Here is a 20293-nt window from a genome sequence, read left to right as displayed (position 1 = left end):
GCCCGCGGTCGGAACCGGTTTTCAGCTCCGCCGTCAGGGCCTGTTCAGCTCCGCCGTCGGCACTCGGGCGGTATGCCCATCGCGTCGAACGACTCGTCGGCCCTGACCTGGTACTCCCGTGCCGCCACGGTCTCGCCGAGGCCCTCCAGGGCCGCCGCCATGCCGTCCAGCGCGTGCGCCTCCTCCACCCGGTACCCCGCGCCCGCCGCCGACCGGTGCGCCTGCTGGTGCAGTTCCAGGGCACGTTCGTGCTCGCCGCGGCGCCGGTACAGCCGCGCGACGATGTTCCCGACCGCCGCCTCGCGGATCGGCGCGCCGCTCAACACGGCTTGCTCCAGGGCCGCTTCGGCGCTGTCTATGGCGTCCGCGTGTTTGCCGAGCCGGTCGTGGACCTCGGCGGACAGGGCCAGTACGAGCGACATGTTGGCGGGCGAGACCACTCCCATGGCCAACTCCCGTGCCCGGCTGAGCGCTTCGGACGCCTCCTGGAACTCACCCAGACCGAGCCTGGCGAGCGCCAGGTCGGACAGGGCCGCTATCTCGTGGTCGTCGGCCCCGATGCGCCGGTCCAGTTCGACCGCGCGGGCGGCGGCCTGTGCCGCTTCCGCGTAGCGCCCGAACACCGCGTACAGCCCGCTGAGGAACGTAAGCGACTCGGCCTCCGCCCGGGCCGCCCCCAACTCCCGCTTGAGCGCGATCGATTCCTCCAGGCGCGGCAGCGCCTCGTCGAACCGCCCGAGCGCGGCGAGCAGCAGTCCGAGCACGCCGGTGTCCTTGGCCATGCCCCGCTGGTCGTCGAGCTTCACGGCCAGGCCGTGGGCCTCCTGAGCGGCCTCGATGCCCTCCTCGAAGCGGCCGAGCTTCCAGTCGGCGACCGCCAGGTTGGACAGGCTCAGCCGCAACAGGACCTGGTCGCCGAGCCTGCGCGAGGCGGCGACGGCGGTCCGGCCCAGCTCCCGGAACTCCTCGAAGCGTCCACGCACGTCCAGTTGGAAGACAACGTTGCCCGCGAGCGACGCGACCTGCCGGTCCATCCCCCACCGGTACGCGAGGGAGATCGCGGCGAGCAGCCCGTCCTGCTCCCTTTCGAGCCAGTCACGGGCCTGGTCCGAGCTGTCCAGCCGGGGCAGTTCGGCGGCGAAGCCGGGAGCGGGACGGTCGATCCTGGCCCGCCCGGGGAAGAGCAGGTCACACACGGTGTCGGTAACGGCCTGGTAGAAGTCGAGCAGCCGGCGCACCGCGCCGGCGGCCTCCTCGTCGCCGCCCGCCGGGCCGCCCTCGCCCTCGGGGACCGCCACCCGCGACAGGCTGTGGGCGAAGCTGCGGACCAGGTCGTGGAAGGCGTAACGGCCGGTCTCGTGCTGCTGCATCAGATGCATGTCGAGCAGGTACTCCAGGACGGCCTCGGCCTCTCTCGCTCCGGTGCCGAGCACCGCTGCGGCGGCGTAGACGTCCAGCTCGGCGCCCGGGTGCTGGCCCAGCAGCCGGAAGGCCGCGCGGTTCTTCGCCTCGAGGCCCTCGTACGAGAGCCGGAGCGTGACCTCCACGCTCCGCTCGCCCGCGCTGAGTTCGGCGAGCCGGTGCGCGTCGTCGCGCAGCCGGTCGACCATGTAGCGGATGGTCCAGCGGGGCCGCTTGCGCAGTCGCGCGGCGGCGATGCGCAGCGCCAGGGGTAAGTGCCCGCACAACTCGGCCAGTTCGGCGACGGCTTCCGGCTCCGCCTCGGCCCGGGCGGCCCCGAGCACCCCGACGACGAGAGCCGCGCTGTCCTGCGGGGGCATGGTGCCGAGCGAGACGCAGTGCGCGGCGTCCAGATCGACCAGCAGGGCCCGGCTGGTGACGAGCACCAGCGTGCCGGTGGAGGAGGCGAGCAGGGGCCGCACCTGGGCCTCGTCCACGGCGTTGTCCAGCAGCAGCACCATGCGCTGCCGGGCCATCGTCGTACGCCACAGGGCGATCCGCCATTCCGCCTCGTCGGGAATCCGCTCGCTCGGCGCGCCCAGCATGCGCAGCAGCGCTTCCGCGGCGGCGGCGGCCGAGAGGGGCTGCTCGCCGGGGGTGAAGCCGCGCAGGTCGAGGTAGAGCTGCGCGTCCCCGTAACGGTCGGCGAGCTTGTGGGCCGCGCGCACGGCGAGGGATGTCTTGCCGCTGCCCCCCATGCCGTCGATCGCGACGATGAGCGGGCCCGATCCCTCCGCCTCCTCGACGAACCCGAGCAGCCTGCTCAGTTCCTCCTCGCGGCCGGTGAAGTCCCGCAGGTCGTACGGCAGAGTGGAGCGCGGCTCGTCGGGGACGAGCGGGGGCGGTCCCGGCGGGCCCTCGGCGAGGGGCGGGGCGGCGAGTTCGGGACTGTTGCGCAGGATCCCCTGGTGGAGTTCCCTGAGACTGTCCCCGGGCCCGATGCCCAGCTCCTCCACCAGCAGTTCGCGGACCCTGCCGTACTCCTCCAGGGCCTCGGCCTGCCGGCCGGAGCGGAACAGCGCCAGCATCAACTGCCCGCGCAGCGTCTCGCGCAGCGGCTGTGCGCTGATGAACTCCCGCAGTTCGCCGACGAGTTCGCTGCTCTCGCCGCCGGCCAGCCGCAGGTCGAAGAGCTGTTCGACAGCGGTCAGCCTGCGCTCCTCAAGTGCGGCGGAGGCGGCCAGAATCACCGATCCGCCGCTGCCCGAGAGGATCGGGCCCCGCCACAGGGCCAGGGCCCCGCGCAGGAAGTCCGCCGACTCGGCGGTCCGTCCCGCCACGGCGGCCTCGCGCGCCCGGCGCAGCCCCTCGGTGAACTGGCTCAGGTCCAACTGCTCCGGGTCGACCACGGCGCGATAGCCGGGCCCGTCGGTGACGATCATCGTCCGGCCGTCCGGGATGCGCTGGCGCAACTCGGCCACGGCCTTGCGGACCTGATGGGCCGCGGTGGCCGGAGAATCCTCGTCCCACACGGCGTCGACCAGGCGCGACACCGGGAGCACACGCTCCGGGGCGAGGAGCAGCATGACCAGCACGCGCTCATGGACGGGGCCGCCGATCCGTACCCGCTCCTGACCGTCCCAGCATTCGATCGAGCCGAGGATACAGAACCGTACCTGTCTGTTTTCACGCACGAAGAGTGTCCCTCCATCGGCCTCTCGGACAGCCATCTGAGCAACTCGGTGACGCATCGGCTGCTACCCCACAGACACCGACATTCCCCGGGCCGGGTCGGACCAGACCATTCCCGGCTGTCCAATCTGACCTGCGCCTTCGCCGGACCCACCGCACGCGCTGGCTACAGTAACTCGGCTGTCGCGATCAGGTGAATGCGGCAGACCCGCCGGCTTAAGCTTCCGTGTTTTCTTGACCGGATCGCGGTTGTTGACCATAAGGGTGGATCAACTCCCGCATTCGACAGGTAAATCGGGGCGCATGACGACCCGTAAGCCGGGCGGGGCGCCAGGGACATCCTGGCTCATCCTGGCTCACCGGCTGTTCCTGGACACACAAAATTGATCAATTCCTGTACCGCGGTGCGCCTTTGACCGCGACGCACGCGCTGTTCAGCGGGCCTGTCCCGCCGCGCGAACCAGACACCGTACGAAGCGCACGAGCGGCCGTATCGGACCACGCGTCACCCCGGCCGCTCCCCCCGAGAGGTCCGCCGACGGCGCCACCGCCCGCAGGTCGGGGAGCCCGCGCGGGACCGCGCCGAGCACGCTGCCCGCCGCCCGTCGCGCGAACGGGGCGCCGGGGCAGCGCTGGACGACATGGCCGAAAGCGATGTGCCGCGGCCCTCGACCGGGGCCGCTACCGGGCCACGGCCTTCCGGTGTGCCTGACGACGCCGGGCGTTTTCTCTTTCACGGGAGGAACTGATCCGGCGGCAGCGTGGCAGCGGATTCATTGGGCGGCGGGGACAGGTTTGCGGTCTTCCCGGATTTCCTGAAGCTGTCTCCGGTCCGGTTCTTCCCCTGCCCGCCCGTCGTCCATCCGCCGAGGGCAATGCCGGGTGGCCCCCGGCCGACGTCCAGGTGAACCCGCAAACGGGACAAACCCGCCTCCTGCCACAGCCGCGTAACAGGGGCCCCACCGGGGACAACTCCCGCCCCGAACCGCCCGTCGAACCTGGCGCGTCGCACTCCTGCGCCGCGGCGGAACCGGTGCCGCCCGGCGCGAACTCCTTCAGCCCCGACCGAACTTGGAGTTACCCCGTGCTCAGAAAGTCCCTGCCGACGCGACTTGCCGCCACCGTCGCGCTTCTGCTCGCCGCAGGCGCCCTGTCCGCGCCCGCCGCCTCGGCGAAGCCCTCGGACGCCTCCCCCGGCGACGCGTACGTGCTGACCGTGAGCACCAACCCGGCCGGTACCGACTACGACAACCGCACCGTCGACGTCACCGGCACCGTCACCAAGGCCGACGGCACCCCCGCGCCCAACATCCCCGTCACCGTCCAGGAGGTCGTCCTCTTCACCACCTGGAATCCGTGGAGCGACCCCATCGACCCCACCTACTACGAGCCGCGTGAGCTGGGCAAGCCGGTCAGCGACGCCAACGGGAAGTTCACCATCCCCGATGTCGACATCGACCACGTGACCGGCAGCAGCCTGCTCAACGTCCAGCACGAGGTGCGGATCACGGCCCTCTACGACGAGGACGGCGACCTCAACACCCCGCAGGACGGCTACTACACGGACACCACCGTCGCAGCCAACGCCAAGCCCAGCTCCGTCAGTTACCAGGTCAACAAGACGAAGGTGAAGGCGGGCGACATCCTCACCGTCCAGGGCAAGGTCACGGTTCCCAAAGGGGTCGACCCCCAGGGCACCGAGGTCTTCCTCCAGACCTACTGGGAGGACGAGGACCACGTGAAAACGACCACGGAGGACGACGGCTTCTTCGTGCTGTCCGTGCGCGTCTCGCGCGACGACGACACGTTCGTGCTGCGCACGGCTCCGACGGACCTCTACGTGGCGGGCGCGAGCCGGACGCTCCCGATCACCAACACCTCGCTCCCCCGCAAGTAGCCCTCCAGGAACGGCGGCAACGGGTCACCCTCGCGCGAGCGGGGGTGACCCTTCCGCTGTGCGCGGCCTGCGAGGCCTTGGGCCCTGCGGTCGGGGCGGAAGGCCTCAGGGGCTGGAGGCGACAGCGGCCCAGCCCGTTTCGAGGAGGTCGAAGGCGCGAATGACGGCTTCGCGGGGGTCGCGGTCGCCTCGGGAGGTGCGGGGGGCTTCGAGGGCGAAGTGGGCCAGGGCGGTGCAGGCGGGATCGCGCGCGGGCAGTCCGCTCTCCTCCGCGATGGTCCGGGCGAGGGCGTCGGTGTGGCGCAGCCACATGGCCTGGACGTAATCGCGCAGCGCCGGCGTGTTGTCGATCAGGTCGAAGAAGGCGGCGAAACGGGCGTCGCCGGCCGTGGCGGCCATGCGATAGCGCAGCGCGTGCTCGCGCAGCGCCGCGGGGATCGACTGGCCCTCGGGGCGCTCGCGCACGGCGGCGAGCAGGCGGGCCTCCTGGTCGGCGTCCTCGTCGAAGACGAGGGCCTCCTTGACGGCGAAGTGCTTGAACAGGGTGGTCGTGGACACGTCCGCGGCGTCCGCGATCTCGCGGATGCCGACGTCGTCGTACCCCCGTTCCAGGAACAGGCGCAGCGCGGCGTCGGCGATGGCCTGGCGGGTGGCGGCCTTCTTGCGTTCGCGGCGCCCCATCGGCGCCGCTGACGCCGCCGAGGCCGCCGACGCCACCGAGGCTGGGGAGTCTGTCTGGGGCATGCCTCAGATCGTACCCCCAAGGTTGTGCGACTTCAAAAGTGCAACAGTTGCACTTAGTGTACGAGTGTGCTCTTCTGGGGAAGCGGTCGACGCGACGGCGGCCCGCTCCCTTCCCGCCGCTTTCCCCGCCCCTTTCCCCGCCTCCTTCCCCATGCCTGAAAGGAGTGATCAGCCATGTCCGCAACCGCGTCCCTCCCTTCCACCACCCCGTCGGCCGTGCCGAAAAACGTGCGCTGGGTGCTGCTCGGCGTCATGCTCGCGATGCTGCTGTCCATGCTCGACAACATGGTCGTCAGCACCGCGATGCCCACGATCGTCGGCGACCTCGGCGGCCTCGATCACATCTCCTGGGTCGTGACCGCCTACACGCTGATCACCGCCGTGACGACCCCCGTCTGGGGAAAGTTCGGCGACCTGTTCGGTCGCAAGCCCATGTATCTGGCGTCCATCGCCGTGTTCATCGCCGGGTCCGCCCTGTGCGGGGCGTCCCAGTCCATGGGCGGACTGATCGCCTTCCGCGTCGTCCAGGGCATCGGCGCCGGCGGCATCGGCGCCGGCGCCTTCGCCCTGATCGGCGCCCTCGTGCCGCCCCGCGAACGGGGCAAGTACCAGGGCATGACCGCCTCCGTCATGGCGATCGGCACCATCGGCGGCCCGCTGCTGGGCGGGTTCGTCACCGGCCACTTCGACTGGCGCTGGGCCTTCTACGTCAACCTGCCGCTCGGCCTGGTCGCCCTGGTGTGGCTGTGGCTGAAGCTGCACGTACCCGCCGCGCGCATCAAGGCGAAGATCGACTGGGCGGGCATCAGCCTGCTGACCCTCTCCATCACCGCGATCGTCCTGGCCGCCACCTGGGCGGGCAGCACGTACGCGTGGACCTCCTGGCAGATCCTGGCCCTGGGAGCCGTCTCGATCGTGGGCCTGGCCCTGTTCATCCTGGTGGAGAAGCGGGTCAGTGAGCCGCTGCTGCCCCTGTCCGTGTTCACCGGCCATGCGAACTACCCGCTGGCGATGATCATGACCCTCGCCGCCGGTGTGGTCATGTTCGGCGCCGGCCTCTACCTGCCGCTGTTCCAGCAGAACGTCCAGGGCGCGTCCGCCACCAACTCCGGCCTCCTGATGCTGCCCATGATGATCCCCGTCGTGATCGTCTCGACCATCGCAGGAAAGGTCATGTCCGCCACCGGCAAGTACAAGATCTTCCCCGTCGTCGGCACCGTGTTCCTCACCGTCGGGCTCGGCCTGCTGGCCACCATGGACGCCGACACCTCATTCCTGCTGACCAGCCTGTACATGGTCCTCGTCGGCATCGGCCTCGGCTTCACCATGCAGATGGCCGGCACCATCGCGCAGAACAGCGTCTCCCTGCGCGACATGGGGGCCGCGATGAGCTCGGCCAACCTCTTCCGCACCCTGGGCGGATCCCTCGGCGTCGCCGTCTTCGGCTCGCTGCTGACCCGCGCCGTCCAGCCCCACCTGCCCGCCGGCGCCGACGCCGACCCGAACGCCCTGCGCGACCTTCCCGCCGGTGCCAAGGACGCGTACCTCACCGCCGTTACGGAGGGCACCAGCCACATCTTCGTCACCGCCGCGATCGTCTGCGCCCTCGCGTTCATCGCCGCACTCTTCGTCATCGAAGTCCCGCTCAAGAGGGCCGGCCCGCCCGCGCCCGCCGAGGCCCCCGAGAACACCCCCGTCGCCACGGCCAACTGACACCACCCCGCGTACTGACACCACCCCGCGTACGGCAGCACAGCGCCACGCGACACGAACGGAGCACCCCCGTGACCACCGACCCCGCCCCCCGTACCGCCCCCCGTACCGCCATCATCAACGCGCGCGTCTTCGACGGCGACCGGCCCCTGGAGGCGACCACCGTCGTCTTCGACGACACCGGCATCCTCACGGTGGGCGCAAACGCCCCCGCGGACGCACAGGTGGTCGACGCCGCCGGCGCGACGCTGCTGCCCGGACTGATCGACGCCCACGTGCACACCAATGCCGAATCCCTCGCCCTGGCGCTGCGGTTCGGGGTGACCACCGAGTTGGAGATGCAGGGCACGCACACCGCCGACAACCGGGCGCACATCACCGACAACGACGCCGTGGCCGACGTACGCTCCTCCGGGTTCGGCATCACGCCGCCCGGAGGCCACCCCAGCGAACTGTTCCCCGAGGGCTTCCGCCCCGGCCCGCCGCCCGGTGCGAACCGCGGATCCAGGCCGTCAGGACCGGCGCCGCTGATGCCGTTCTCCACCACCCCCGAGCAGGCGGTCGCGTTCATCCCGCAGTTGGTCGAACGCGGCTCGGACTACATCAAGTTCATGGTCGACGACGGCTCCGTCGAGGGCCACCCGGGCCTGCCGGTACTCGACCAGGCGACCTTGAACGCGGGTGTCGCCGAGGCCGGACGGTACGGCAAGCTCACCGTCGCCCACGCCCTGACGGTCGAGGCGACCCGGATGGCGATCGAGGCCGGCATCGACGGCCTGGCCCACCTGTTCATGGACGGCCCCCACACCGACGAGATCATCACCCTGATCCGCGACTCCGGTGCCTTCGTCGTGCCCTGCGTCGTGCTGAACGCCTCCATGATGGGCATCACCGGCGACCAGTTGGCCGACGACCCGCGTGTGGCCGACCGCCTGGGCGAGGACTGGATGAAGACCCTGCGCAGCAGCTTCAACCACTACCCGCAGGGCAGGATCACCGACGTACTGGCGTCCGTGCGCGCCCTGAGCGACGCCGGCGTCGACATCCTGGCCGGCACCGATGTGTCCATGCCGCTGCCGTTCCTCGGCGGGCTCGCCCACGGCGCCAGCGTCCACCACGAACTGCAGTACCTCGTACGGGCGGGACTGACCCCGGCCCAGGCCCTGCGCGCGGCCACCTCCACCACCGCCCGGCGCTTCGGCCTGACCGACCGCGGCCGGATAGCCGTAGGCCTGCGCGCCGACCTGCTCCTGGTCGACGGCGACCCCACCACCACCATCTCCGACACCCTGAACACCCGCGCCGTCTGGCGCCGCGGCACCCGGCTCACCGCGGCCTGAACCGGCTCGGTCCCCGGCCCCGGCCGGGACCCCGGCCCCGGATTGAGCCCCGGCCGGGGTTCCGCTCAAGCCACGTGACGGTGGTCCCGGCGGCCGTCGGTGACGTCCGGCAGGGGGACCGACTGATCCGCCCAGATGGTTTTGCCGTTGGCGGTGTGCCGCGTCCCCCAGTGGTCGCTGAGCTGAGCCACCAGGAACAGCCCGCGCCCCCCTTCGTCCGTACTGCGGGCCCTGCGCAGGTGCGGTGCGGTGTTACTGCCGTCCGACACCTCGCAGATCAGGGAGTTCTCCCAGATCAGGCGGAGCCGGATCGAGCCCTCCGCGTAACGCACGGCGTTGGTGACGAGCTCACTCACGATCATCTCGGTGGTGAACGCCGCCTCCTCCAGTCTCCACGTGGTCAGTTGGCGCAGGGCCTGATCGCGGGCCTTGCCGACACTGACCGGGTCATCGGGGAAGTCCCACGTGGCGACATGACCGGAATCGAGCTTCCGGGTACGTGCGATGAGCAACGCGACGTCGTCTTCCGGCTGTTCGGGCAGCAGGGCGCTCAGCACTCTTTCGCACGTGTCGTGCAGGGACGCGGCAGGCACGGCCAACGTACGTCCGAGCCTGGCGAGTTCCCCGTCCACATCCCGTCCGCGGGACTCGATCAGCCCGTCGGTGTACAGCGTGAGCAGGCTGGACTCGGGAAGGTCGATCTCCAAGTTCTCGAAAGGCAGTCCGCCAAGTCCCAGCGGCGGGCCCGCGGGTACGTCCAGGATCTCGGCTTCGCCGCCCGGACGCACCAGCACCGGCGCCGGGTGTCCCGCCCGCGCGATGGTGCACCGTTGCGAGATCGGGTCGTAGACCGCGCAGAGACAGGTGGCACCGATCACGGAGTCCGCGTCGAGGTCTTCCTCCCCGTCGTCGTCGACCATGAGCGGGTGGTCGACCAGATCGTCGAGGTGGGTCAGCAGCTCGTCCGGTTGCAGCTCCAGTTCCGCGAGAGTCCGTACGGCCATGCGCAGCCGGCCCATGGTCGCCGAGGCGCGCACACCGTGGCCGACCACATCGCCCACGATCAGAGCGATCCGCGCCCCGGACAGCGGGATGACGTCGAACCAGTCCCCGCCCACCCCCGCCCCGGTGTCGGCGGCCAGGTACCGGGTGGCGACCTCCACGGCGGACTGCCGTGGCAACCGCTGGGGAAGGAGACTGCGCTGGAGTGCCAGGGCCGTGCCGCGCTGACGTGTGTAGCGCAGGGCGTTGTCCACCGACACCGCGGCCTTGCTGGTGATCTCCTCGGCGAGCAGGAGGTCGTTGTCGTCGAAGTCGGCCGGATTCCGGTGGCGGACGAAGGTGGCGACGCCGAGTGTGGTGCCCCTGGCGCGCAGCGGGACCATCATCGCCGAGTGCATGCCGTACTTCTCCGGCTGGATGTTGTTGAGTTCGGTCCACCGGACGAACTCCTGATCACCCACGATCGGGCTGAGCAGCGGGCGGTGGGAGGAGATCGCGCGCGCATGGGGTGAGAAGTCCGGGAACTCTTCGGTCTCACCGGGTTGGAGCACCGCCTCCGGACACCCGTCGAGGACGGACAGCACGGCGGACCGGCGGAGGGTGACCGAACTGAAGACCAGGCCCGGCTTCGGTTCTACGTCGGTCAGTACGGAGACGAGCAGGTCGACCGTGACGAAATCGGCGAGGTCGGGGACCAGTACCCGGGTCATCTCCTCCGCGGTGCGGTCGACGTCCAGGGTGCTTCCGATCGCGTTGCCGGCCCTGTTCACCAGGGCCAGCCGCTCCTGCGCCCGATAACGCTCGGAGATGTCGATCGCGAGACTGTGCACCGCCCGCACACGGCCGGACGGGTCTTTGAGCGGGGTGTAGTGGCCCGCCCAGGGATGTGCCAGGGCGTCTCCGGGCATCCGTGAGACCTGTTCGATGTAGACCGGCTCCCCGCTCGCGATCGCGCGGCGCATGGCGGCCTCCATCTCGGCTCCCTCGGCCGTCGGCATGAGCTCGGCCGGCTTTTTGCCGATGAGTTCGTCCTCGGTGCCGTCCCACATCGTGCGCGCGAGCTGGTTGACCCGTACGTAGCCGAGGTCCGGACCGTGGATTCCGCCGATGTAAGGGGTCTGGTCGAACGACCACTCGGTGAGATCCCGGTCGACGAGATCGCCGTCCGTCATCCGCGCGAAGACCCAGAGCCTCCGGGTCATGCCCAGGCTGTCCACCCACGGCTGCGCGAGCACCTCGGCGCCCACGGTGCGCCCGTCGCGTTGCCTGAGCATCACGGTCCGGACGGCCCCGCCCCCGTCCTCCAGCAGAGCACGCCGGGTGGCCGCCGACACCCGGGCGTCCAGCAGCGTGTCCGCGGGCCGCCCCACCACCTCGTCGGCCCGGTGACCGAGGAGCAGGGTGGCGCCGGGGCTCCACGCCTCCACAGTGCCCTGCGCGTCCACCGCGGCAGTGGCTGTGTGCGAGGCGTTACGTATATCGGCCGGGCGCCCCCCGGCACCCCTCTCGCTCCGGTCCATTTTTGTGCTTTACCCGAGTTATGCGATCACATAAACCGATATGCGTAATTCTTTGCTCCACGCCCAGCCCCACATGGCAAGACGCAGGCAGCGGGCAGCCAGGACGCGCTTGGCCCCCAGCGTCGCCAGCAGCGGGGAGAGCGGCCCGGGACGGCAACGCGCCGGCGCCGCCGGCCCGGGCCGCGATCGCACTGAACGTACGCTCACCGCTTCCCACCGCTTCCAGTACGGCCCGCGAGTGCGAGGCGTCGGGGAATTCGCCCAGCAGGGACAGCTCGCCGGCCACCAGCAGCGGCGAGAGCGGGTTGGCGACCGACGCCCGCAAGAAGGCCGTACGCCCCATTCCCGGCCGCCACGACTGCACGATCTCGGGAAATCCGCCAGTGATCACCTGGGCGTCGACGGCTCCTGCCGCGTCGAGTTCCGTCATGGCCCGCACGTCGGCCAGATTCAGGGGACGGACGGTCATCTTCGCCGCCCGCCCGAAGAACGGGCGCTCGTGCGGCCCCAGCGCCTCCATCACCGACGCATCGCCGCCAACCAGCAGCAGAAGCACGGGCTTGGAGGACAAATGACGGTCCCAGACGGTCTGGAGTGCGCCCTCGAACTCCCGATCCTGCTCCACGATTAACGTAGATGGATTCTTACGTACATTGGATCTCACCTCACCTGCTGAATCGAACGGGGAAACCCAAGGGCCGCGCATTGCCCGACCCCGTCGAACTCCGCATCACTCCGACGACATCCATACGCCCGACTTATCGGGCAGCACGAGCACCCCCACGTCCGACGGACGAAATCGCTAGGGTCGCAGCATGCCCGCACTGCCCGACTGGATGCGCCCGCCTCGCGCGGAAGGCTGGTTCGCGGAGGACTTGGACCGCCTCCCGGAAGCGCCGCGCCACACCGAGCTGATCGACGGAGCCCTCGTCTTCATGACGTCCCCGCAACGGTGGTGGCACGGCCATCTCGTCACCATGCTCACCGTGGCTCTCATGGAGCAGGCGCCGGCCGACGTAAGAGTCGGGCGGGAGATGACCATCAAGCTAGATCAACGCAATCGGCCCGAGCCGGATCTGCTGGTGACGACGGCCGACTTCGACGGTGACCGCACCTGGTTCGCGCCGGATGAAGTACGACTCGCCGTCGAGGTGGTCTCCCCCGAGTCCGCCCACCGGGACCGCACGGTAAAGCTCCACAAATACGCGGAGGCCGGCATCCCGCACTACTGGCGCATCGAGGACGAGGACGGAGCGCCCATCGTCCACGTCTACGAACTTGACGAGCCGCCCGCCACCTACGTACCCGTTGGCATCTTCAGGGGCTCGCTCCACCGTCCGGTGCCCTTCGAGATCATCTCGACCTACAGAAGCTCGCTCCGCTCCGCCGCCACCGAGTCATCACCAAGTCAGCACAGGAATGCGGAAGGGCCGGTCTCACCCGAGCCCGGCCCCTTTGACTTGCATACCTGACGAGTCGGCAAGCTCGCAGTAACCAACCCGCTACACATTGAAGCGGAACATACAGAACAGAGCTCCCACCTGCAAAAACAGGGATCCTGAAGAACTCATCCAGCACCAATCCAGCACCGTCGGGATTCATCCAGCACGCCAGGTCGCGGCAAAGGACCAGGGCCGATCAACTGTGCGTTGTGTACACATGAGACACTTGGTACGCTTGAGCGCATGACGCAGCCCTTGCCCATAGAGTCCATCCGCGATGTGCGCGCACATCTTGCCGAGGTCGTGGAGCGGGCCGACCGGGATGACGTACCCACCGTGATCACACGCAGAGGCAAGGAGGTCGCCGCGGTCGTGTCCATCGAGGTACTTCGGAAGTACCAGGAGTGGGAAGAGCGCGAGATCAACCGGATCATCGATGAGCGCATGGCGAATCCGACAGCGGGCATCCCGATTGAGGACATCATGAGGGAGACGCTCGCGCGCAATGAGTGACTACCGCACTGTCTTCCGACCCGAGGCCCAGTCGGAGCTACGCAAGATTCCCCGGGACATGGCACTCCGCATCCTGGCCAAGCTGACCGAACTGGAAAGCGATCCCCTCGGCTTCAACACCACCGCACTCGTGTCCCAGTCGGAACGCCGCCGCCTGCGAGTGGGTGACTACCGGGTCGTCTACACGATCGACAACGGTGAACTGGTGGTGTGGGTTGTACACATCGGGCATCGCTCCACCGTGTACGACACCTGATTCTGAGCCAGGACACGTGCGGTCGGCCAGAATCCGCTGGAGTCAGGGACGTCACCGTCCAGCAGGCCGCGTTGTCGCTGGCGACTGCTTTCATGACGCCATGAGCACTGTGCGCGATACCGCCGCCCTCCTTCCCGACCCCTCCGAACTCCGCACCCACCTGGGCGCGTTGGCTGTCCTGGAGACTGCGATCGCCGACGATCCGCAGTACTGCCAATACACCTTCAACGGCTCCTGGGGTCCCACCGAAGAGGCGGCCTTGATGGAGAACGGTTCGGGGGACGACTTCTCCGCCCTCTTCACCCCGGCCGGCGTGCTCATACGCGGCTTCGACCACGAGTCGGCGATGAGCCCGTACGGGACGGACGACGAGCAGGTCTGGCCCGGAGTCATCGACGAAGTGCCCGCGGTACTGCGCCCGCTCCTGGACTAACCCGCCTTCCGCGATGAGGGCATCGACGCCCCTCGGGTCACCGCCTGCCTGTGGCGGGAGACCGGCGACACGGCCTGGCGCACTGGCTCGGGCATCGACTTCCCGCCCGGCAACGAGGACCCGGACGGCTCCGGCTTCCTCTTCCACCTCCTCGCCGACCGCTCCCCCGAGGCCGTCCAGGCCCACTTCGAGGACTACTACCAGCGCCCCGTCGCCCTCGAAGCCGTCCGCCACATCCTCGCCGGGAATCCCCTCACCCCTGCGGTCGCCGCAGCACTCAACCCGGCCGCCCTCTCAGGCAACGCCCTGCTCCGCAGGATCACCGCGCATCCGGAGGTCGCTTCCTACCTGGCCTGCGACGGCGAGTTCGACCTCGCCCGCACCGACCCGATCGAGCCGGTCGCCCTGCCCAACGGCCTCCCGGTGGAGCCTGTCGCCGGCTGCAACGCGGGCGGCACCCACTACCTCTGCGGCCCAGCCGTCCCTGGCGGCCCCCGCCCCGTCCTCTACACCGACTCCGAGGGGCAGGCCTCCCTGATCGCCGAGTCGCTCGCCGAGGCCCTGACCCTCGCCATCGCCCTCCCGTCCTGGCACGACGCACTGGCCGGCTTCCGGCCCCCGGCCCTCAGCTCCGACTACCTCGATGACCACCCGGACCACCCCGTCGTCCGCGACCGTCTCCTCGCCACCCTTCGGCTCCCCCCGGCCACCGAGCAGGAAGTCCTGGACCGCCTACTCGCCACTGCCTCCCGCACCGTCCCCGACGGCTCCCTCCCGCACGTTCCCGACGAGGAGAACTCCGCCTTCCAGCCGATGCTCGAACCGCTTGCCGACTAAGGCGCTCCAGGACGCGCAGATGACGAAGCGTCAAAAAAACCAGCACACATCCAGCACGGGAACCAGCAAGGGGCCGACTCCCGAAAGAACCGACCCCTTGCCACCTGCGAACTTGACAGCCGAACTGGCTCGCAGTAACGAACCGGTTACACATTGAAGCGGAACTCGACCACGTCGCCGTCCTGCATCACGTAGTCCTTGCCCTCCATGCGTGCCTTGCCCGCCGAGCGGGCTTCGGCCACCGAGCCCGTCGTGACCAGGTCTTCGAATGAGATGACCTCGGCCTTGATGAAGCCCTTCTGGAAGTCGGTGTGGATCACGCCCGCCGCTTCCGGGGCCGTCGCGCCCTGTTTGATCGTCCAGGCGCGGGACTCCTTGGGGCCTGCCGTCAGGTATGTCTGGAGGCCCAGGGTGCGGAAGCCCACGTGGGCCAGGGTGGCCAGGCCCGGTTCTTCCTGGCCTACCGACTGGAGGAGTTCCAGGGCCTCGTCGTCGTCCAGTTCCGCCAGGTCCGACTCCAGCTTGGCGTTGAGGAAGATCGCCTCGCCCGGGGCCACCAGGGCGCGCTGGGCGGCCTTGAATGTGTCGTCCGTCAGTTCTTCCTCGTCCACGTTGAAGACGTACAGGAACGGCTTGGTCGTCAGCAGATGGAGGTCGTGCAGCAGTTCCACCCGGTCCGTGCCCTGGACGATGCCCGCCGAGAACAGCGTGTCGCCCTTCTCCAGGATGGCCTGGGCCTCCTCGATCGCCTTGACCTTGGGGCCGACGTCCTTCTTGATGCGGGACTCGCGCTGGAGGCGCGGCAGGACCTTCTCGATCGTCTGGAGGTCGGCGAGGATCAGCTCGGTGTTGATCGTCTCGATGTCGTCCTTCGGCGAGACCTTGCCGTCGACGTGGACGACGTTCTCGTCCTTGAAGGCCCTGATCACCTGGCAGATCGCATCGGACTCGCGGATGTTCGCCAGGAACTTGTTGCCCAGGCCCTCGCCCTCCGACGCCCCCCGCACGATGCCGGCGATGTCCACGAAGTCGACCGTCGCCGGGAGGATCTTCTGGGAGGCGAAGATCTCGGCGAGCTTGTCCAGACGCGGGTCGGGGACGCCGACGACGCCGACGTTGGGCTCGATCGTGGCGAACGGGTAGTTGGCCGCCAGCACGTCGTTCTTGGTCAGGGCGTTGAACAGGGTCGACTTGCCGACATTCGGCAGACCGACGATTCCGATCGTGAGCGACACGGTGGCGACTTCCTGAAGTGGGAGAACTGAGAACTGGCCGGCTGCCCAGTTTACGGGCGTGGCGCGGCGGTCCACGACGGGTCCGGGGCGGCCGGCGGGACGGCGGCCCCGGTGCGCCGCTCTCGAACTCAACGCCAAGATCGGCCAAAGGGCGTGTCCCATCCCCGCATCCCCGCCCTCCCCCACCTACCTTGTCGGGGTGGAGCAGCACAGGACACGTCCCCCTCAGCGCCGGCAGCAGCCGCAGGCCCCCCTCGCCCAGGCGGGAGCCGCGGCGCAAGCCTCGGGTGCCTCCCGCTTTTCTCTGACGTCGGCCGGGCGCGGGGCGCAGGTGGCGTCCGGCCCGCGCGGGCTGCCCAATCCCCGGCTGACCGGGCTCGGCGCCGGGCTGTTCGCCATGGCGACGATGGTCGGGATCGGGTTCCTGGATCAGTTGCTCCTCGACGGAGAGCCCGTGGTGTACGCGGTGCTGTTCCTGTTCGTCAGCGCGCTGACCGCGCTCTGGGTACGTACGGCCGACCTCGTGACCGCGCCGATCAGCGTGCCGATCGCCTTCGCGTGCGGCACCGTACCGATCGCCGCCGGGAGCGGCGGCCTCGGCGGGCAGGCCATGGCCGTCGTCACCTCGCTCGCCATGCACGCGGGCTGGCTGTACGGCGGCACGCTCATCGCCGGGCTCATCGCCTCCGTACGGAAGGTACGGCAGATGGGGCGGCGGCAGCGGGCCCGCGACCTCGCGGCCGCGAGGGGAGCGACCGCCGCCAAGGCCCTGCGGCGCGGCTAGCGGTCGCTCCTTCAGCCGTCTCAGTTCTTCGGCGCCGCCGACATCGCCGCGCCCACGATCCCCGCGTTGTTCTGGAGCTGCGCCGGAAGGATCTCCGCCCTGATTCCCTCGATCAGCGGCAGGAACTTGTCGGACTTACGGCTGACTCCCCCGCCCACCACGATCAGCGCCGGCGAGAACAGCATCTCCACGTGCGCCAGATACTTCTGGACGCGGTGCGCCCAGTGGTGCCAGCTCAGGTCCTCGTCGTCCTTCACCTTCGTCGAGGCGTGCTTCTCCGCGTCGTGTCCGTGCAGTTCCAGGTGGCCCAGCTCGGTGTTGGGTACGAGCGTCCCGTCCACGAAGAGCGCGCTGCCGATGCCCGTACCGAAGGTCAGCACCAGCACCGTGCCCTTACGGCCGCGCCCGGCGCCGAAGGTCATTTCGGCGACCCCGGCGGCGTCCGCGTCGTTCAGGACGGTCACGGGCAGGCCCAGGCGGTCGCCCAGGAGTTTCCCGGCGTCCGTGTCGATCCACTTCTTGTCGACGTTGGCCGCCGTACGGATCACCGAGCCCGTGACCACGCCGGGGAAGGTGATGCCGACCGGGCCCGACCAGCCGAAGTGCGTGACGACCTCGGCCACACCGTCGGCCACGCTCTCCGGCGTGGCCGGGTGCGGGGTGAGTACTTTGTGCCGCGGTTCCGCCAGGTCGCCGCGGGCCAGGTCCACGGGCGCGCCTTTGATGCCCGAGCCGCCGATGTCCACTCCGAAGACGTTCATGGACACAACGTTACGGGCAGAAGGCGTCCTGCCGTGCGCCAGTGGGCCTGTGCGGTGCGCCAGTGGGCCGGTACGGCGCCCCGGTGGGCCGCTACTTCGCCGCCATCGCGGCGGCCTCGGCCCTCAGATCGCGGCGCAGTTCCTTCGGCAACGAGAAAGTGATCGACTCCTCGGCCGACTTGACGATCTCGACGTCCTCGAAGCCGCGCGGCGCCAGCCACTCCAGCACGCCCTCGACGAGGACCTCGGGAACGGAGGCGCCCGACGTGAGGCCGACCGTGGTGACACCCTCCAGCCACGACTCGTCGATCTCGTCCGCGCTGTCCACGAGGTGGGCGGCGCCGGCGCCGGCGCCGAGGGCGACCTCGACGAGGCGTACCGAGTTCGAGGAGTTCTTGGAGCCGACCACGATCACCAGGTCCGCGTCGGAGCCCATCTGCTTGACCGCGATCTGACGGTTCTGCGTGGCGTAGCAGATGTCGTCGCTCGGCGGCGAGATCAGCAGCGGGAACTTCTCCTTGAGCTTGTCGACCGTCTCCATCGTCTCGTCCACGGAGAGCGTGGTCTGCGACAGCCAGACGACCTTCGACTCGTCACGGACCTCCACCCCCGCCACGTCGTCGGGACCGTCGACCAGCGTGATGTGGTCCGGCGCCTCGCCCGAGGTGCCGATGACTTCTTCGTGGCCGTCGTGGCCGATCAGCAGGATGTCGTAGTCCTCGCCCGCGAAGCGGACGGCTTCCTTGTGCACCTTGGTGACCAGGGGACAAGTCGCGTCGATGGTGGCGAGGTTGCGCTGCGCGGCCTCGTCGTGGACGACGGGTGCGACACCGTGCGCGGAGAACATGACGATCGATCCCTCGGGGACCTCTGCCGTCCTGTCCACGAAGATGGCACCCTTCTTCTCCAGGGTCTGTACGACGTACTTGTTGTGGACGATCTCGTGCCGTACGTAGATCGGGGCCCCGTACTGCTCCAGGGCCTTCTCCACGGCGATCACGGCGCGGTCCACTCCCGCGCAATAACCGCGCGGGGCGGCGAGCAGGACGCGTTTGCCGGCGGGCGAGGGGCGGGACGTAGCAGTCATGTGCTCCATCGTAAGGCCGCCCACAAGAGGCGGGCGGTCCCCCGTCCGGCTGACACTGGACCACACGGCCGACCGGGACGTGGGCGTACGGGACCGAAGGCGCGACTGACGGAGGGACTCGATGGCCGACGACTCGCGGGCCGACAGCGGGGACGGTACGGACGACGGACATACGCATACGCATACGCATACGCCGGCGAGTACGGCGCGGCACGGCGGGCTCCGGCGCACCCTGGGCTTCCGGGACCTGGTCGTCTACGGGCTGCTCTTCATCGCCCCCATGGCACCGGTCGGCGTGTTCGGCACGCTCGACGCGAAGTCGCACGGCTCGGTCGCCCTGGTGTACGTGGTGTCGACCGTCGCGATGGCGTTCACCGCGCTCAGTTACGCCCGGATGGTACGGGTCGCCCCGCAGGCCGGCTCGGTCTTCGCGTACGCGCGCAAGGGGCTCGGCGAGGGGCCCGGGTTCATCGCCGGGTGGATGGCGATGCTCGACTATCTGCTGATCCCGGCCGTCGCCTACCTCTTCGCCGGAATCGCGATGGAGGCGCTGGTGCCGTCCGTCGACCGGTGGGTCTGGACGGCGATCGCCGTGGTCATCACCACGCTGCTCAATCTGTGGGGGGTACGGGCGGCCGCCCGGGTGGGCTTCGCGGTGCTCGCCCTGGAGATCGTGGTGCTGCTGGTGTTCTCGGTGTCCGCCGTCGTGGTGCTCGTGCAGAACGGTCCGACGCGCGGCTGGTCCACGCCCTTCACCGGCGACTCCGGCTTCTCGGCGTCGGCGATCCTCGGGGCGGTGTCGGTGGCCGTGCTGTCGTATCTGGGGTTCGACGCGATCGCTTCGTTCGCCGAGGAGGTGACGGGCGGCTCGCGGCAGGTGGCGCGCGCCGTGCTGTTCTGCCTGGTGCTCGCCGGGCTGCTGTTCGTGGTGCAGACGTATCTGGCGGCGCTGCTGGAGCCGGCGTCGTCCGCCCAGCTCGCCGCCGACCCGGTCAAGCAGGGAACGGCGTTCTACGACGCGGTGGACAGCGGGGTCGGGACCTGGCTGCACGACCTGGTGGCGGCCAGCAAGGCGATCGGCGCGGCGTTCGCCGCGCTGGCGGGCCAGGCGGCGGCCGGGCGGCTGCTGTTCGCGATGGGCAGGGAGCGGCGGCTGCCGAGGGTGCTGTCGCGTACGTACGACGGGGTGCCCCGGGTGGCGCTGCTGCTGGCGGCCGTCGTGACGCTGGTGGCGGCGGTGTGGGCGGCGCGCAGCGCCGACGGCCTCGACCATCTCGTCTCCGTGGTGAACGTCGGGGCGCTGTCCGCGTTCGTGCTGCTGCACGCGTCGGTGGTGGGGTGGTTCGCCGTACGGCGTGGTGACGGGCCGCCGGACTGGTTCGCGCATGTGGTGCTGCCGGTGGTCGGCGCGGCGATCCTGGTCGCGGTGATCGTCGAGGCGGCGGGCTCGGCCCAGATCGTCGGGGCGAGCTGGCTGGCGGTGGGGCTGCTGGTGCTGTTGGGACAGTGGAAGCGCGGCGGGCGGGAGAGGCACGACGAGCGGATCGGCGGGCGCGGTGACGAGCCGCGCGAGTCGGCGCCGTAGACCGCAAGCCGTCCGTGCCGGACACGCGCGCTGGACACTCCTCCCGGACAC

At 69.7% G+C, this 20293-nt stretch carries 16 protein-coding genes and 1 pseudogene; 10 read left to right on the top strand and 7 right to left on the bottom strand.

What is annotated here, in order from left to right; all coding sequences use genetic code 11:
- Positions 1 to 44 precede the first annotated feature (44 nt).
- Positions 45 to 3095 carry a BTAD domain-containing putative transcriptional regulator gene (locus QR77_RS26765; RefSeq protein ID WP_040024616.1) on the bottom strand — a complete coding sequence of 1017 codons (3051 nt, stop codon included), beginning with the start codon at positions 3093 to 3095 and terminating at the stop codon, positions 45 to 47.
- A gap of 1082 nt (positions 3096 to 4177) precedes the next feature.
- Here QR77_RS26765 and QR77_RS26760 point away from each other — a divergent pair.
- Entirely contained in the window at positions 4178 to 4990 is an 813-nt protein-coding gene (locus QR77_RS26760; RefSeq protein WP_040024615.1) for a hypothetical protein, read from the top strand.
- A gap of 105 nt (positions 4991 to 5095) precedes the next feature.
- Here the strand turns inward: QR77_RS26760 and QR77_RS26755 are convergent, their stop codons facing one another.
- Positions 5096 to 5734, bottom strand: coding sequence for a TetR/AcrR family transcriptional regulator (locus tag QR77_RS26755; RefSeq protein WP_040024614.1), 639 nt, complete (start codon positions 5732 to 5734; stop codon positions 5096 to 5098).
- 174 nt (positions 5735 to 5908) lie between these two features.
- On the opposite strand from QR77_RS26755, the gene QR77_RS26750 reads away from it, so the two are divergent.
- Positions 5909 to 7447, top strand: coding sequence for an MDR family MFS transporter (locus tag QR77_RS26750; protein WP_052489088.1), 1539 nt, complete (start codon positions 5909 to 5911; stop codon positions 7445 to 7447).
- 71 nt (positions 7448 to 7518) lie between these two features.
- Positions 7519 to 8787: an amidohydrolase family protein gene (locus QR77_RS26745; protein WP_052489087.1), complete on the top strand. Its 1269-nt coding sequence runs from the start codon at positions 7519 to 7521 to the stop codon at positions 8785 to 8787.
- Between the two features lie 65 nt (positions 8788 to 8852).
- Here the strand turns inward: QR77_RS26745 and QR77_RS26740 are convergent, their stop codons facing one another.
- Both QR77_RS26740 and QR77_RS26735 read right to left on the bottom strand, forming a co-directional pair.
- Complete coding sequence (locus QR77_RS26740; protein ID WP_052489086.1) at positions 8853 to 11309, bottom strand: SpoIIE family protein phosphatase; 2457 nt, start codon at positions 11307 to 11309, stop codon at positions 8853 to 8855.
- Positions 11260 to 11934: a hypothetical protein gene (locus QR77_RS26735; protein WP_236710828.1), complete on the bottom strand. Its 675-nt coding sequence runs from the start codon at positions 11932 to 11934 to the stop codon at positions 11260 to 11262. Before QR77_RS26735 ends, QR77_RS26740 begins: the two co-directional genes overlap by 50 nt.
- Positions 11935 to 12124: 190 nt before the next feature.
- Between QR77_RS26735 and QR77_RS26730 the strand changes: the two are divergent.
- The 5 genes and pseudogenes from QR77_RS26730 to QR77_RS49140 all read left to right on the top strand — a co-directional run.
- Positions 12125 to 12696, top strand: a pseudogene (locus QR77_RS26730) (Uma2 family endonuclease); the annotation flags it as partial.
- Positions 12697 to 12994: 298 nt separating this feature from the next.
- Positions 12995 to 13264, top strand: coding sequence for a type II toxin-antitoxin system Phd/YefM family antitoxin (locus tag QR77_RS26725; protein ID WP_040024613.1), 270 nt, complete (start codon positions 12995 to 12997; stop codon positions 13262 to 13264).
- Entirely contained in the window at positions 13257 to 13520 is a 264-nt protein-coding gene (locus QR77_RS26720; RefSeq protein ID WP_040024612.1) for a type II toxin-antitoxin system RelE/ParE family toxin, read from the top strand. Before QR77_RS26725 ends, QR77_RS26720 begins: the two co-directional genes overlap by 8 nt.
- Before the next feature lie 100 nt (positions 13521 to 13620).
- Positions 13621 to 13953: a hypothetical protein gene (locus QR77_RS49145; RefSeq protein WP_052489085.1), complete on the top strand. Its 333-nt coding sequence runs from the start codon at positions 13621 to 13623 to the stop codon at positions 13951 to 13953.
- A 423-nt stretch (positions 13954 to 14376) separates the two neighbouring features.
- Complete coding sequence (locus QR77_RS49140) at positions 14377 to 14790, top strand: hypothetical protein (protein WP_052489084.1); 414 nt, start codon at positions 14377 to 14379, stop codon at positions 14788 to 14790.
- 146 nt (positions 14791 to 14936) lie between these two features.
- Here QR77_RS49140 and ychF read toward each other — a convergent pair whose 3' ends face one another.
- Positions 14937 to 16025: a redox-regulated ATPase YchF gene (ychF, locus tag QR77_RS26710; protein WP_040024611.1), complete on the bottom strand. Its 1089-nt coding sequence runs from the start codon at positions 16023 to 16025 to the stop codon at positions 14937 to 14939.
- A gap of 199 nt (positions 16026 to 16224) precedes the next feature.
- Between ychF and QR77_RS26705 the strand changes: the two genes are divergently transcribed.
- Positions 16225 to 16809: a DUF6542 domain-containing protein gene (locus QR77_RS26705; protein WP_063798084.1), complete on the top strand. Its 585-nt coding sequence runs from the start codon at positions 16225 to 16227 to the stop codon at positions 16807 to 16809.
- A gap of 20 nt (positions 16810 to 16829) precedes the next feature.
- Here QR77_RS26705 and ppgK read toward each other — a convergent pair whose 3' ends face one another.
- Together ppgK and QR77_RS26695 are read right to left on the bottom strand one after the other, a co-directional pair.
- The gene (gene ppgK, locus QR77_RS26700; RefSeq protein ID WP_040024610.1) at positions 16830 to 17570 is read right to left on the bottom strand and encodes a polyphosphate--glucose phosphotransferase; all 741 of its coding nucleotides are present in this window, start codon (positions 17568 to 17570) and stop codon (positions 16830 to 16832) included.
- 91 nt (positions 17571 to 17661) lie between these two features.
- A complete protein-coding gene (locus QR77_RS26695) occupies positions 17662 to 18657 on the bottom strand; it encodes a 4-hydroxy-3-methylbut-2-enyl diphosphate reductase (protein ID WP_078877183.1) in 996 nt (331 codons plus the stop codon).
- Between the two features lie 121 nt (positions 18658 to 18778).
- On the opposite strand from QR77_RS26695, the gene QR77_RS26690 reads away from it, so the two are divergent.
- On the top strand, positions 18779 to 20242 hold the full coding sequence (locus QR77_RS26690; RefSeq protein ID WP_078877182.1) for an APC family permease: 1464 nt from the start codon (positions 18779 to 18781) through the stop codon (positions 20240 to 20242).
- The last annotated feature ends 51 nt before the right edge of the window (positions 20243 to 20293 follow it).

This window comes from Streptomyces sp. 150FB (assembly GCF_000818195.1).
Taxonomy (GTDB): Bacteria; Actinomycetota; Actinomycetes; order Streptomycetales; family Streptomycetaceae; genus Streptomyces.
The sequence above is the reverse complement of the archived record's forward strand: the minus strand, read 5'-3'. Positions and strand labels throughout refer to the sequence as shown.

Excerpts from the sequence above, each read along its gene's own strand:
- QR77_RS26755 (WP_040024614.1), bottom strand. The coding sequence starts at position 5,734 with ATGCCCCAGACAGACTCCCCAGCCTCGGTGGCGTCGGCGGCCTCGGCG.
- QR77_RS26750 (WP_052489088.1), top strand. The coding sequence starts at position 5,909 with ATGTCCGCAACCGCGTCCCTCCCTTCCACCACCCCGTCGGCCGTGCCG.
- QR77_RS26740 (WP_052489086.1), bottom strand. The coding sequence starts at position 11,309 with ATGGACCGGAGCGAGAGGGGTGCCGGGGGGCGCCCGGCCGATATACGT.
- QR77_RS26725 (WP_040024613.1), top strand. The coding sequence starts at position 12,995 with ATGACGCAGCCCTTGCCCATAGAGTCCATCCGCGATGTGCGCGCACAT.
- QR77_RS26720 (WP_040024612.1), top strand. The coding sequence starts at position 13,257 with ATGAGTGACTACCGCACTGTCTTCCGACCCGAGGCCCAGTCGGAGCTA.
- QR77_RS49145 (WP_052489085.1), top strand. The coding sequence starts at position 13,621 with ATGAGCACTGTGCGCGATACCGCCGCCCTCCTTCCCGACCCCTCCGAA.
- ppgK (WP_040024610.1), bottom strand. The coding sequence starts at position 17,570 with ATGAACGTCTTCGGAGTGGACATCGGCGGCTCGGGCATCAAAGGCGCG.
- QR77_RS26695 (WP_078877183.1), bottom strand. The coding sequence starts at position 18,657 with ATGACTGCTACGTCCCGCCCCTCGCCCGCCGGCAAACGCGTCCTGCTC.
- QR77_RS26690 (WP_078877182.1), top strand. The coding sequence starts at position 18,779 with ATGGCCGACGACTCGCGGGCCGACAGCGGGGACGGTACGGACGACGGA.